The following is a 13,010-nucleotide window of genomic DNA, read 5'->3' on the forward strand; positions in this document are numbered from 1 at the left end:
GCTACGCAAGCTCAAGCAGCAGATCCTTATGAATCTTCACTACGGCTTTCTTAATCGGCGAGCCGTCGCCCATTCCAGGACGATGGATATCGCCTTGGAAGAACACAGCGAACATGCCCGGCTGCATGGCGAGGATGACCTCATCCGGTTGAGGAGCGTATAACGCATAATCGGACTTCTCGTCATACGCCTGCGCGGGCAGCACCCCTTCGCGCAGCGGTGACCAGCCGATCTGCTCCGATCCTTCTATTAAATAATGAATATCGATGAATTGCTCATGCTTCTCGGCAACCTGCTCCTCACGAGTTTTCGTCTCGAATGCCATGAAGTTGACGTAGAATATGTCTTCCTTGAACGTGACACGTCCTTCAAGCGGTTCGCCGCTTTCCACCGTTTTCTCAAGCAGCTCCAAAGCCTCCGCAATAACGGCATAACCGCCCGCGGCATACTCCTTATTCGAAGCTAAAGATCCCATAATCATCGGGTTTCCTCCTCGCTAATGACCTAACCTACTACTCGCTATACTGGATTTTTGCACTGTATCCAACATAGGTTTTCTCACAGACGAACGAAAAGCTACAACAGCTTGACTGCCACCGCCGCAGACGTATTTTCCCTGCTCACGATAGAATCCTGATACGTGCGTTTGAAGTATTCGATGTACAGCACATCAAGCAAATACAGCTGAGACAGCTTCGCTGACAATGAACCGCCCTGAAGCGGTCCTTCGTTGGCCCCGCAGAGCAGCGTGATGTCCGAATACGCGGTAAGCGGCGACTTGACGAACCGGGTAATGACGATTACCGCCGCTCCCCGCTCCGTCGCCTTGCGCGCGACTTCGATCGAATCCTTCGTTGAACCGGAATAAGAGATAATGACCGCCACGTCCTTATTCGTCATAAGCGAGGCCGACATAACCTGCTGATGGGAATCGAAGGCGCATACCGTCTTGTTCGTAATGCGCATGAACTTGTTGTTCGCTTCTAACGCCGTCATTAAGGATGATCCGACGCCGAAAAAATGAATCCGGTTGGCCTCGATCAACAGCTCGATCGCATTGCCTATTTCCGTGAACTCGATTCGCTTGTACGTTTCATTCAGCGCGTTCATATTGCTGGCAAGCGCCTTGGAGGCCACCTCTTCCAGCGAATCGTGCATCAGCACTTGATCCGAGAGCTGCGGGATTTCGTTGTCGACCGAAGTGCTATGCGCAAGGTCGATCTTGAATTCCTGATAGCCCTTGAAGCTGATCGACTTGCAGAAGCGAAAGATGCTCGACTCGCCGACGCCGCATGCGTCCGCCAGATCGGTTATTGACATATAGACGACTTCCTTGGCGTGCTCGAGAATGTAGTCGGCGACTTTTTTCTCCGTATTCGTGAAGCGGTTATAGCTCGATTGAATCGTCGAAAAGATACTGATCGCGCGCAATTTGCCCCCTCCTAACACTAACTTACATACAGCGATGCGGCACCGAGAACGCCGGCTTTGTTGCCAAGCTGCGCCGGCAGGATGCGGACGCCTCTAAAGCTCGACATCACGAGCTCCTTCGTTCTAACCTCCACCTGACGTACTAGCTCCAGCTGCTCCATAACGCCGCCGCCAACGACAATCGCAGCGGGATTGAATACGTGGATTAAGGAAGCAAGGCCGATGCTGACTTCGTCGATCCAACCGCTCAGCAGCTGCGCCAGCCTGTCATCGCCATTATTGATTTTGCTGAATATCGTTCTGCCGTCCACGCAATCCGGATTGGCCTGTCGCGCCAGCTTGACGAGCGCCGTCGTCGAGGCGAAGCGCTCGTAATAGGGCAGCATGCCCGCAGAGCTAGCAGGTGCATCCGAAAGCGGATGCGTGAACATATGCCCGAATTCCGCTGCTACGCCATCCGCGCCTTTGTATAGCTGCCCCCCGATCACGATCGCGCCGCCGATGCCGGTGCCGAACGTAAGGCAGAGGAAATGCGGGTAAGGCTTGCCTGCACCGAAGCAGGCTTCCCCTAGCGCCGCCGCGTTGACATCGTTCTCCACCTTGACCGGAACGCCGAACCGTTCGCCGACGATTTTCGCTACTTGCATGCCTGTATAATGAGGAATGTTGGCGTTCGCGTAGACGATATAACCTTCCTCGGCGTTCACTTGCCCTGCCGTGCTGATGGCGATACGGTCATAGCCCTCGTATGCCGCCATATGCTCCATCAATCGCTGAACGACATGCGGACCGCCTTTGCCGCTCTCGGTCGCATATTCGGTGAACCTCTCGATATGCCCCGTCTCGTCGCAAAGGCATAACTTCGTGTTCGTTCCGCCAATATCCGCAGCTAAAATCTTCATCGTCTTCTACTCCATCGCTTTCATGAAGCGTTTCGTAATATCCATCGGCCTCGTAATTGCGGAGCCTACGACCGCCGAGTATACGCCGATATCGACCATCCGGTGCAATTCCTCCGGCGTAGAGATGCCTCCTTCGGCAATGACCGGGACGGACAATGCTTTCACGAGCTTCTCCGCTAATTCAAAGTCGGGAAGCGACTTTCCTTGCGTCGCTGCCGTATAGCCGCTAAGCGTCGTGCCGACGCAGTCGAAGCCCAGCTCCGCCGCCCTCACGCCTTCCTCGAACGTAGAGCAGTCGGCCATAAACAGCTGGTTCGGGTATTTCGCCCGGATTTGCGGGAACAGCTCCTCGATCGTCGAGCCGTCCGGCCTTACGCGATCCGTCGCGTCCATCGCAATAATGTCGACGCCTTCCTCGCACAGCGCATCAACCTCGGCCATTGTAGGCGTAATAAATACCGGCGAGCCTTCATACACCTGCTTGATAATGCCGATGATCGGGAGCCCGACGCGCGTTTTGATTTCCTTAATATCTTCCACGCTATTCGACCGGATGCCTGACGCCCCGCCAAGAAATGCCGCGTACGCCATTTTGCCCATAATGAAAGGACTGTGAAGCGGTTCCTCCGGCAGCGCCTGGCAAGACACGACCAGCTTGCCTTGAATTTGTTCCAATAGAGGGTTCTTAGTCATAAGTTGCATCTCCATCTATATTCGATTTAAGTGCTATTCTTTCACTGCGCCTGCCGTAGCTCCGGACGTAAAATACCGCTGGAACAACACGAAGATAAGCAGCATCGGAATGGCAGCCACGGAAGCGCCGGCCATCTTGTATGCGAAGTTCGGATTCAAATCCTGCATCAGCGTCGCCGTGCCGACCATGAGCGTCTTCATGTTCTTCTCTTGGCCGATGACGAGCTGCCACAGGTAGTCGTTCCAAATTTGTACGAAGTTGAGTATAAACAAAGCGCCGATGCCCGGTTTGACGATAGGCAGCATAATTTGCATGAACACCCGCCACTCGCCGGCCCCGTCGATCTTGGCTGCTTCCCGCAGCGCGTCGGGCGTGCTGTCGAAAAATCCTTTGAGCAGGAAAACGCCGAAGGCGCCGGCCACGTTCGGCCAGATCATGCCGTTAAAGCTGTTGACCATGCCGAAATCCTGAATGATGCGGAACAGCGGCACGATCATGATTTCCTTCGGAATCATTAAGCTGGAAATGAAAATAATAAAGATAGTCGTCCGGCCTTTAAAATTGATTTTCGAAAAGGCGTAAGCGGCCATCGACCCGACGGCAATGACGAGCAGCGTCGTAACGCCCGCCGTGAAAATACTGTTGAACGTCCATCTTAACGCCGGCTGATTCTGAAAAATATCGGTGTAATTGGCAAACGTAACGGAAGTCGGCCACCAATCCGGCGGCATCTTCACGACGTCCGAGCTGTTCTTGAGCGAGCTTGTAATGAGCCAATATAAAGGGAATAAGCTGACAATGGCAAAGACGGTGACGATTATATTCGATACCAAGTCGAACATTTCTATTTTCTTCGTTTTTTTCGTTTGCGTCATCATGTATCGACTCCTCGCTTCTACTTCTGCTTCATCATGGCTCTAAGCTGCGGAACGGACAACAGCAGGGTGATGGCGAACATAATAACGCCGACCGCGGAAGCTATGCCAAGCTGGTTGTACTTGAAGGCGTTGTTGTACAGGTAATACATCAGGGTGACCGAAGCGTTGTTCGGACCGCCGCCCGTTAAGAGCTGGATGACGACGAAAATTTTCAGCACCGCAATGATGTTAACGATCGTGATATAAATCGTCGTCGGCTGAACCGACGGAATCAATATTTTCATAATGACCTGCCAGCGGCTCGCTCCGTCCACCTCGGCGGCTTCGAAGAGATCCTTCGACACGCCGATCATCGAGGCGATATACAGAATGATCGCTTGGCCGACGTTGCCCGCGAACGTAACGAAGATGATGACGGGCAGCACCGTCTGCGGATTGCCGAGCAAGTTAATGTTGCCCATGCCCGCCTCGCGCGTCAAATACGAGATGAGCCCGTTGGCCGGGTTCAGCAAGAAGCTCCAGACCATACTCATGACAACCATGGAGACCATGACCGGTATATAATAACTTCCCCGTATGAAGGAAACGTACTTAGCGTTTTTATCGAAAATGGCGGATGCGACGAACAAGGCGAAGCCTACCGTCAGCAAGACGATGAAGAGGACGAACACGACCGTATTCATTAGCGCTTTGAAGAAGACGGGATCGCTGAACAACGTCGCGTAGTTATCAAATCCAACGAAAGTTTCATTGTTGTAGTTAATCTTGTACAAGCTAAGCCTGATGCCTTCCAATATCGGGTACACGAGAAACACAAGGAAAATCAACATTTGCGGCAAAATAAACAAATAACCGGTAAGGTTCTCTTTCACAAAACTATTCCGAATGCGCATGGTGGTTACCTTTCTGATCGGCGGCCCTTACTTGCTTGCAACGCAGGGCCGCTGATCATGTATTGTTTATTTGTCTATCGATGATCGATGATGGATGATAGGTAGATTACTGGTAAATGACCGAGTTTTCTTTGTTCGTTTGAATCACTTTATTGCCGTTCGCCACGTAATCATTGATCGCTTGCTCCGGCGTCTTCGCTCCCATAAGCAGCGCCTGCAGCTCCGGATAAAGCGCTTCGCGCAGTTGACTGTAGCCCGGAACGTTGCCGCTGAAGCTGAATACGTATTTCGAGTTCGCGTCATAAGCGGCGAAGAACGGGTTCTCGCTGCTCAGCTCTTCTACAACTGACGAGCGCACTGGAATGCCGTTTTTCGACGACTTCACGAGCTCAGCGTCGCTGGAGAAAAACTTCACGAAATCTTTCGCTACTTCCGTTCTCTTCGCGTCGTCCGATTGGAATACGCTTGCACCTACCACGTAAGTGAACGTGAGCGGATCTCCGCCCTCTGAAGGGATGTTCGCCAATCTTACATCGAACTTAGGCGATGTGCCGTTTGCCATATTGGTTTTGATGCCGTTAAACAAGATCGGGTTCGTGAAGCTGATCGCAAGCTGCTGATTTTGGAACATCGCGTTCGCATCGTTGGACGATACCGACTCCGCGCCGGGATTCGTATAACCTGCTTCGTATATTTTTTTCAGCCATGCAGCCGCTTTGTAGCCCTTGTCGTCATTCAAGATCATGTTGCTGTCCTGATCGAAGAACGAGCTGCCGAACATTCTAAGGTAAGAAAGATTCCATGTGTCGCCTTGGTTATTCATTGCAAAAAGCGCCATCGGGTAAGCGTTGGAGTATTGATCCTTCGGCAGCTTCGTTTTCAAAGCCTCAAGAATTTGCTCGTATTCGGCCAGTGTCCACGTCTTGATTTCGTTTTCTCCGCCGAGGAGCGATTCCAGGCCTGCCGCCTTGAACATGTCCGCGTTGTACACGAGCGTTCCCGGGTTGTTCTGGAACGGGTAGAAGTAAATATCGTCGCCGTACGTTACCGAGTCCCAGTAGCCTTGCGAAATGTCGCTTTTGGCAGCGTCGTCGATGATGTCCGTCAGCGGTACTAGCGCTCCGCGGTGAACGTAGTCGCCCATGGCAAACGAGCTTTCGAAGAAGACGTTCGGCGCGGTTCCGCCGTTCAGGTTAACGTTAAGCAGTTGGTCGCGCTGATCGCCGGCGATAACCTCAACCTTAACGGTAGCGTCGTATTTGTCATATTGCTTCGTGAATTTCTCTGCCGCGTATTTCATGAAGCTGTCGTAATCGGCACCTTCCTCGGATGCGTCAAGCACGCCTTTCCATTGCGGAGTCAGCCAGACCGATATTTCGACCTTCTCTTTGCCGCTGCCTCCCGTGCCGCCGTTCGATCCGGCGTTGTTGCCGTTATTGCCCGAGCATCCTGCAACGATCAATGCCATTGTCGTAAGTGCCGCAAAACATGTTGTAAGGAAACGTTTACTCTTCATCCGAATATCTCTCCCTTAATCTGATTGATTGTTTGCGTTGCCCAGCTTAGTTGACGTGAGATGCAATTGCCTTATCGATATCCGCTACGATGGCTTGAACGCGCTCGCCATCGTTGCCGCTCAAGCCGAGCATCGGCGCTCTGACGCCCCCGATGTCGACGCCTCTCGCCCGCAGCACTTCCTTGATCGCGGCATACATCGAACCGTTCAAGGAGCATAACGCGATGATGATGTCGTTGATCGCGCTTTGAAGGCTTGTCGCTTCCGCGAACTTGCCTGCCTTCAGCAATGCGTCCGCTTGCAAGAACAGCTCCGGCATCGCGGCGTACGTGCCGCCGATTCCTCCGTCCGCTCCCATCATCCGGCCAGCGACGAATTGCTCGTCAGGACCGTTGAATACGATGATGCCTTCGCCGCCGGTTTTTTTGAACCGTTCGATATCAAGCGCCGGCATAGAGGAATTTTTCACCCCGATGACCTTTTCGTTCTGAAGCAGCGTTTGGAATACAGCCGGTGTCAGCGTGTAACCCGTCGTCTGCGGAATGTTATAAATGATAAACGGAAGCGATGTCGCGTTCATGATGTCGTTCCAATAGTTGATGACAGCGCTGTCAGGCAGTTTGAAGTAGATCGGCGGAATCGCGGAAAGCGCATCATACCCAAGCTCTGCGGCATGCATAGCCAGCGCGATGCTGTCTCTGGTCGAAGGAGCTCCCACATGCGCGATAAGCGTCATTTTGCCTCTAAGGTGATTCGCGACGTAAGTCAGTACAGCTTTTCTCTCCTCGAGGTCCTGGTAAATACATTCTCCCGAGCTTCCCCCAACGTAGACGCCCTGCACTTTCTTGCTAAGCAGGTAGGACGCGAGTTGCTCCGTCCGATCCTTCGATACGTTGCCTTCATCGTCATAGCAGGCGTAGAAAGCGGGAATGATGCCGTGAAATTTTTGCTGGCTCACTGTAATTCCTCCTATTGTTCATAGAGTGAAGATAGCGGCATTCGGTTGGCGCGAGGAGTGTAAATTATTTTCTTTAAGATTTTTCCCTTGAAAATAATTTCCTCCAAAACGCTGCGCGGTCGACCCGACCTATCTCCTTCAAGCTGACAGGACCCCCATGTAAGTCCCTTGCTAACGTTGTAACACAAAAAAATCGCGCTGCGTCGCGATTCGGCGATGAGGTAAAAACAGAGCCTCCCTTTGTCAAAAACGGGGGATACGATTGGAAATGATTGCCGAGCAATCATGACAAAAAAACCTCGCCGACGCCGACGAGGCTTTCCCTTATTGCTGTATAGCCTTCGATGCCGGCAAACGAAGGATAACCTTCGTCCCTTCTCCAACCTGGCTGTCGATCGAGAGGCCGTATGAATCACCGTAATAATAGCGGATGCGATCATGCACATTCTGCACGCCGATATGCTCGCTGTCCAGCGTATCCGTCGCGGCTTCGCGCAACCGTTGGCGCAGCGCCGTGAATTGCTGCTCCTCCATGCCCGCCCCATTGTCCTTGATCTCGATGCAGAGCGCCTGATCGGCGACGTATGCGGCAATCTCCAGCTTTCCTTGTCCGCTCATGCGCTCAAGGCCGTGTACGATCGCATTCTCCACGATGGGCTGCAGCGTGAAGTGCAGCACCGGCAGCGCCTCCGTCCCGGGCTCGATCGTCTCCGAATAGGTGAACCGGTCGCCGAAGCGCATTTGCTGCACTTTGACATACAAGCGGGTATGCTCCAGTTCCTCGCGCAGCGTTACGATATCTTTGCCGGTCTGGATATGAATGCGGAACAGTCTGCCCAGAAGACCAATCATCTCTCCGATATCGCGCTGACCGGCGAGTATCGCTTTCATTTGAATCGATTCGAGCGTGTTGGCGAGAAAATGGGGATTGATCTGGCTCTTGAGAGCGCCGTATTGCGCGACCTTCTGCTGAGCCATCGTCATGGAGGAACGCTCGATATGATCCTGCAAATCCTCCACCATTTTGCGAATGCCTTTGTACAGCACCCCGAATTCGTCCTGCCGATCCGTACTCAGATCGACATCGAATTTGCCGAGGCCGACCGCCCTGACTTGCTTGCTTAACGAAATGATCGGCTTCGTCACACGAGCCGACAACAGAAATAAGAAAAGCAATGCCGTAGCCAGCGAGCTAAGCGCTACGCCGAGCAATATTTTACGAAACAGCGTCGCATCCTTGGTCATATCCTGCTCGTCAATGTATTGAATGACTTTCCATCCGGAATAGGCGGAGGTTACGAAGTTCAAGTAAGACGGCGTCTCGGCGATAGAAGCGTAGAAGTTGCCGGTATCCTTTAGAAGCGCGTTGCTAATGACCGCTTGTCCCAGATCGGCCAGCTCCTCCTCTCCAACCAATGCCGAGGAATAAACCGTATTTCCTTTATCGTCCACGATAATAAACTTTCGATTCGTATTCTCGGACAAGCTTAATATTTCGCGCAGCGAATCGAGCCGAATATCGACGAGAATGACCGCGAGGTTCTCTCTTGTCCCCGTCTTATTAATGACCCGGGCAATCGAGATGACCGATTCCTGAGAATCGATGCGCTGGAACGGGGCATGCGTGCCGAACAGGACCGCCTTGCCCTTCGACTGAAGCGTTTGCTTGTACCAATCTTGCTCATAAAAATGCTCTGCGTTATAGTCCGTTTGATTAAAGTCAGCGGAATAAAACACCCGGTTGCCCGCAAATACCTGAACGCTGTCGACGTTCTTGATCGTAAGCTCGATTCGGCTGATGAACTGCTCGATGACGCCGCCGTACTTGATGCTAATATCGCTTGGATCGGGGTTCTGATTATTTGACCAATGGACGAGCGAGCCTTGCAGCTGGCTGTCGAGCTGAGCGGTAAGCGTCCCCGTCTCGATGCTTTGCAAATATTGATCGATGTTAAAAGACAAATTGTTAAGAATAAGATTAGCGCTGTTCTGATATTCGTTCTTGACCGTCTGCAGGGAGAAAAAATAAAGGATGCCGGACATGACGGTAAGCGGGAGCGTGATGATACAAATCATAAGTACGAATATTTGATGGTTCACATGCTTCATCTGAAACAGCCTAGATATTCTTTTAAAGCCGCCCATAATGACCACAACCCTCATGTTAATGAATTCCTTAACGCCCATTGTACAGTTCAATCGCTCGCAATGCTAATATAGATTACAACCGTTCATGTAGTAAGAGAAACTGCTAGAGATGGTAAAAAACGAGACGTCCAATGTCAAAATCGAGGGATTTTGCGTCTTTTTCATATCGACTATGCTTAATGGCAAGGAATGAATCCGCTTCACTTGTTCATTCTAAATAATGGCAGGGGGAATTTGAATGGCAGCACCAACAAAGAAGGCAACACTTTTGATCACCATCATGCTCGTGATGCTTTTGGCAGCCTGCAGTTCCAACAACAATGGATCCGACACCAAGACAACGGCAGAACCGAATGCAACCAGTACCGCAGCGCCTAGCAGCGCCGAACCGCCAGCCGCCGAGCCGGTCGAGATTACGTGGTGGAACTTTCCCAACTTCCAAGCGCTCGACGGTGAGGTTGGCAAATACGAGAAACAAATCATCGCGGCTTTCAACGAGAAGCACCCAGAAATCAAAGTAAATCTCGAGATGATTACGTTTGACGGCGGACCCGAGAAGCTGAATGTCGCGATCGCGTCCAACTCCGCGCCGGATGTCATTTACGACGCTCCGGGCCGTGTAATCGACTGGGGCAAAAAAGGACTGCTCGCGCCGCTCGACGACATGATTACAGACGAAGTGCGCGGCGATATATCCGAAGCATTCTGGAAACAATCCATGGTCGGCGACAAAACGGTTATGTACCCGATTAATACCGCTCCATTCTCGATGGCCGTGAACAAGACGGTATTCGAGAAAATCGGCGCTCTTGATCTGCTCCCGCTGGACAGACCTGACCGCGTCTGGAGCTTCGACGAATACAAAGCGGCGCTTCAAGCCGTTAAGGAGAAAGCGCCTGACATCATCCCGTCCGTCTTCTTCGCGAAGTCTCAAGCCGGCGACCAAGGCACTAGGGCATATATCGCTAACCTTGGTTTATCCAGCTTCCTCAATGATGACAATAGCGCTGTCGCGATCAATACCGATGCTGCCGGTGCGGCGCTCGATTGGATTGCCCAAGCTCAGAAGGACAAGCTGATCATTTCCGGCTCGGCTGCGCTTGCGGCATCGGACGTCAATGATTTGTTCCTGCAAGGCAAGGTAGCGTTCTCGATTAACTATTCGGCCGTATTGAAAGCGCAGAACGCTACGCTGAAGAAAGCCGAGTTCGAGGAAGTGCTGCTGCCGTTCCCTACGCTCGATGGTTCCGCGCCTAAGCTTGAGCCTTACCTCGGCGGCATGGCGATCTTCAACAACGATAATGAAGCGAAAATTAAAGCTGCGAAGACGTTAATCGACTTCATCGCGAACGATGAAGTGTACGGCAAGAAGAACCTGATCCAAACAGGCGGCTTGTCCGTCCGCAATTCGATCACGGGTCTGTACGACGATCCTGAATACGCCTATGCGGAGGTTGCCCGCAAATTCATCACCGCTCCGCCGACGATCGCGGACGGCTACGCCGAGATTCGTACGCACTGGTTCCCTGCAATGCAAAGCGTTCTATTAGGACAAGCGACAGGAAAAGAAGCGCTTGACGACTTCGCTTCCAAAGCGAATGAAGCGATCACCAAAGCCAAGTCCGAATTGAAGTAAATAACGATGCGTTCCCGGGAGCAGCGCACGCCATGTGCGCTGCTCCCTTTCTATCACGAGGTAAGGAGAGATCACATATGTTCGCAGCGGTCCTGAAATCCAAACGTCTCGTATGGCGCGAATGGCTGGTCAGCTATTTGTTCCTGCTTCCGGCAATGGCCTTCTTCCTTCTATTCGTCGCTTACCCGATGCTGAAGGGCATCTATATCAGCATGTTCGACTACACGCTGAACCGGTTCGAGTTCATCGGGTTTGGCAATTATACCGAGTTATTCCAAGATAAGACGTTCCTGAAAGCGATGAAAAACACGATTCTCATCGTATTGATCACCGTTCCTGTCGTCATCGCATTCTCGATCTTTGTGGCCAATACGATCTATACCAAAAGCGAATTCACGCGCTCGTTCTTCCGCGGCGTCTTCTACTTGCCGGCCGTCTCCTCGGTCGTCAGCATCACCGTCGTATGGGCGTCCATCTACGATCCGAACTACGGCATCCTGAACTTCATTACTAGTCTGTTCGGCGCGGAGCCCATCGCCTGGCTAGGCGATCTAAGAACGGCGTTGTACGCAATCATTGCCGTATTAGTCACGACATCGGTCGGTCAGCCGATCATTCTGTACGTTGCCGCGCTTGGCAATATCCCGACTTCGTATATCGAAGCCGCTCAGATCGACCGGGCCACTCCGGGACAGATTTTCCGCAAAATCGTATGGCCGATGCTGATGCCGACCAACCTGTACATCATCGTCATTACGACGATCAATACGTTCCAAACGTTCGCCATCGTTCAGTTGCTTACCGCTGGCGGCCCGCTTTATGCAACATCGACCGTTATGTACGGCGTATACGAGAAGGCGTTCATGCTCGGTTCGTTCGGCATCGCTTCGGCGATGGGAATGATTCTGGCTGTCTTCATCGGCATCATCTCGATCCTGCAATTCAAATTTCTAGGCAGCGATGTCGAGTACTAGGAGGCGAGACGCATATGAAAACGTACGAACAAGCACCATATAGCCCAAGCTTCGGCAACGCACGCAAAAAACCGAAATGGCTGGCCAAGCTGACGCCAGGCTATCTGTTATCGCATTTCCTCCTGATCGTGCTGTCGCTATTTTTTATTTTCCCGTTTTACTGGATCGTAACCGGCGCGTTCAAGGTGCAGAACGTGGCGGTAGCCATACCGCCCGAATGGTTTCCGCTTGAGCCGACCTTGGACAATTTCGTAAGCTTGTTCAAAAATCCTGTCTGGCGCTGGACGTTCAACAGCTTCTTCATCGCGGCGGCGGAAATGGTCGGCATATGTATCGTTGCTTCAATGGCCGGTTATGTGCTGGCGAAGAAACGTTTTCCCGGACGGGCGATCATCTTCACCTTATTCGTCGCCGCCATGGCGCTTCCGAAGCAGGTCATTCTCGTTCCGCTCTTTACGATGATTGCCGATTTCGGTTGGATCGATCATTACAAGTCGCTTATCCTGCCGGCGATCGGCTGGCCCTTCGGCATCTTCCTGGTTAAGCAGTTCGCACAGACGCTGCCCGGCGAGCTGCTGGAGGCGGCCAAGATGGACGGCTGCTCCGAGCTGCGGCTCTATTACAGCATCGTTCTTCCGCTGCTGAAGCCGGCTTTAGGCGCACTCGCGATTTTCACGTTCATCAACGCTTGGAATGACTACTTCAGCCAGCTCATTATGATTCGTTCCACGCCTATGATGACGCTGCCGCTTGGCGTTGCTACACTCAAAGGTGAATATACGACGCCGTACGGCGTATTAATGGCGGGAGCGGCATTCGCTTCCATTCCGATGATCGCGATTTTCCTTCTGTTCCAGAAGGCGTTCACGCAAGGCATTACGATGGGTGCCGTGAAGGGATAAGGAGCAGGTTCCGGGATGAAGGAGGCATAACAACAAGAAGGGCAGCTCCAATGGGTCATATCGACCTTGGGCTGCCCT

At 52.3% G+C, this 13,010-nt stretch carries 12 protein-coding genes; 3 read left to right on the forward strand and 9 right to left on the reverse strand.

Annotated features, from left to right (window positions below; translation table 11 throughout):
* Nucleotide 1 precedes the first annotated feature (1 nt).
* The 9 genes from AC0YN0_RS26250 to AC0YN0_RS26290 form a co-directional block, all read right to left on the reverse strand.
* A complete protein-coding gene (locus AC0YN0_RS26250; protein ID WP_475823921.1) occupies nucleotides 2-481 on the reverse strand; it encodes a NanQ anomerase/TabA/YiaL family protein in 480 nt (159 codons plus the stop codon).
* A gap of 95 nt (nucleotides 482-576) precedes the next feature.
* The gene (locus AC0YN0_RS26255) at nucleotides 577-1,431 is read right to left on the reverse strand and encodes a MurR/RpiR family transcriptional regulator (RefSeq protein WP_475823922.1); all 855 of its coding nucleotides are present in this window, start codon (nucleotides 1,429-1,431) and stop codon (nucleotides 577-579) included.
* 17 nt (nucleotides 1,432-1,448) lie between these two features.
* The gene (locus AC0YN0_RS26260) at nucleotides 1,449-2,333 is read right to left on the reverse strand and encodes an ROK family protein (RefSeq protein WP_475823923.1); all 885 of its coding nucleotides are present in this window, start codon (nucleotides 2,331-2,333) and stop codon (nucleotides 1,449-1,451) included.
* 6 nt (nucleotides 2,334-2,339) lie between these two features.
* Nucleotides 2,340-3,035: an N-acetylmannosamine-6-phosphate 2-epimerase gene (locus tag AC0YN0_RS26265; RefSeq protein WP_475823924.1), complete on the reverse strand. Its 696-nt coding sequence runs from the start codon at nucleotides 3,033-3,035 to the stop codon at nucleotides 2,340-2,342.
* A 24-nt stretch (nucleotides 3,036-3,059) separates the two neighbouring features.
* Nucleotides 3,060-3,905, reverse strand: a complete 846-nt coding sequence (locus AC0YN0_RS26270) for a carbohydrate ABC transporter permease (protein WP_475823925.1) — start codon at nucleotides 3,903-3,905, stop codon at nucleotides 3,060-3,062.
* Between the two features lie 17 nt (nucleotides 3,906-3,922).
* Nucleotides 3,923-4,798, reverse strand: a complete 876-nt coding sequence (locus AC0YN0_RS26275) for a carbohydrate ABC transporter permease (RefSeq protein ID WP_475823926.1) — start codon at nucleotides 4,796-4,798, stop codon at nucleotides 3,923-3,925.
* Nucleotides 4,799-4,904: 106 nt separating this feature from the next.
* Nucleotides 4,905-6,314: an ABC transporter substrate-binding protein gene (locus tag AC0YN0_RS26280; protein WP_475823927.1), complete on the reverse strand. Its 1,410-nt coding sequence runs from the start codon at nucleotides 6,312-6,314 to the stop codon at nucleotides 4,905-4,907.
* 46 nt (nucleotides 6,315-6,360) lie between these two features.
* Nucleotides 6,361-7,272, reverse strand: a complete 912-nt coding sequence (locus AC0YN0_RS26285; protein ID WP_475823928.1) for a dihydrodipicolinate synthase family protein — start codon at nucleotides 7,270-7,272, stop codon at nucleotides 6,361-6,363.
* Between the two features lie 324 nt (nucleotides 7,273-7,596).
* Nucleotides 7,597-9,381: a cache domain-containing sensor histidine kinase gene (locus AC0YN0_RS26290; protein ID WP_475823929.1), complete on the reverse strand. Its 1,785-nt coding sequence runs from the start codon at nucleotides 9,379-9,381 to the stop codon at nucleotides 7,597-7,599.
* A 277-nt stretch (nucleotides 9,382-9,658) separates the two neighbouring features.
* Between AC0YN0_RS26290 and AC0YN0_RS26295 the strand changes: the two genes are divergently transcribed.
* The 3 genes from AC0YN0_RS26295 to AC0YN0_RS26305 all read left to right on the forward strand — a co-directional run bounded on the left by AC0YN0_RS26295 (nucleotide 9,659) and on the right by AC0YN0_RS26305 (nucleotide 12,932).
* Nucleotides 9,659-11,056: an ABC transporter substrate-binding protein gene (locus AC0YN0_RS26295; protein WP_475823930.1), complete on the forward strand. Its 1,398-nt coding sequence runs from the start codon at nucleotides 9,659-9,661 to the stop codon at nucleotides 11,054-11,056.
* Nucleotides 11,057-11,133: 77 nt separating this feature from the next.
* Entirely contained in the window at nucleotides 11,134-12,030 is an 897-nt protein-coding gene (locus tag AC0YN0_RS26300; protein ID WP_475823931.1) for a carbohydrate ABC transporter permease, read from the forward strand.
* Nucleotides 12,031-12,044: 14 nt separating this feature from the next.
* Nucleotides 12,045-12,932 (forward strand): carbohydrate ABC transporter permease, encoded by an 888-nt coding sequence (locus tag AC0YN0_RS26305; protein WP_475823932.1) that lies wholly within the window; start codon nucleotides 12,045-12,047, stop codon nucleotides 12,930-12,932.
* The last annotated feature ends 78 nt before the right edge of the window (nucleotides 12,933-13,010 follow it).

The organism is Paenibacillus sp. J22P218 (genome assembly GCF_056269195.1).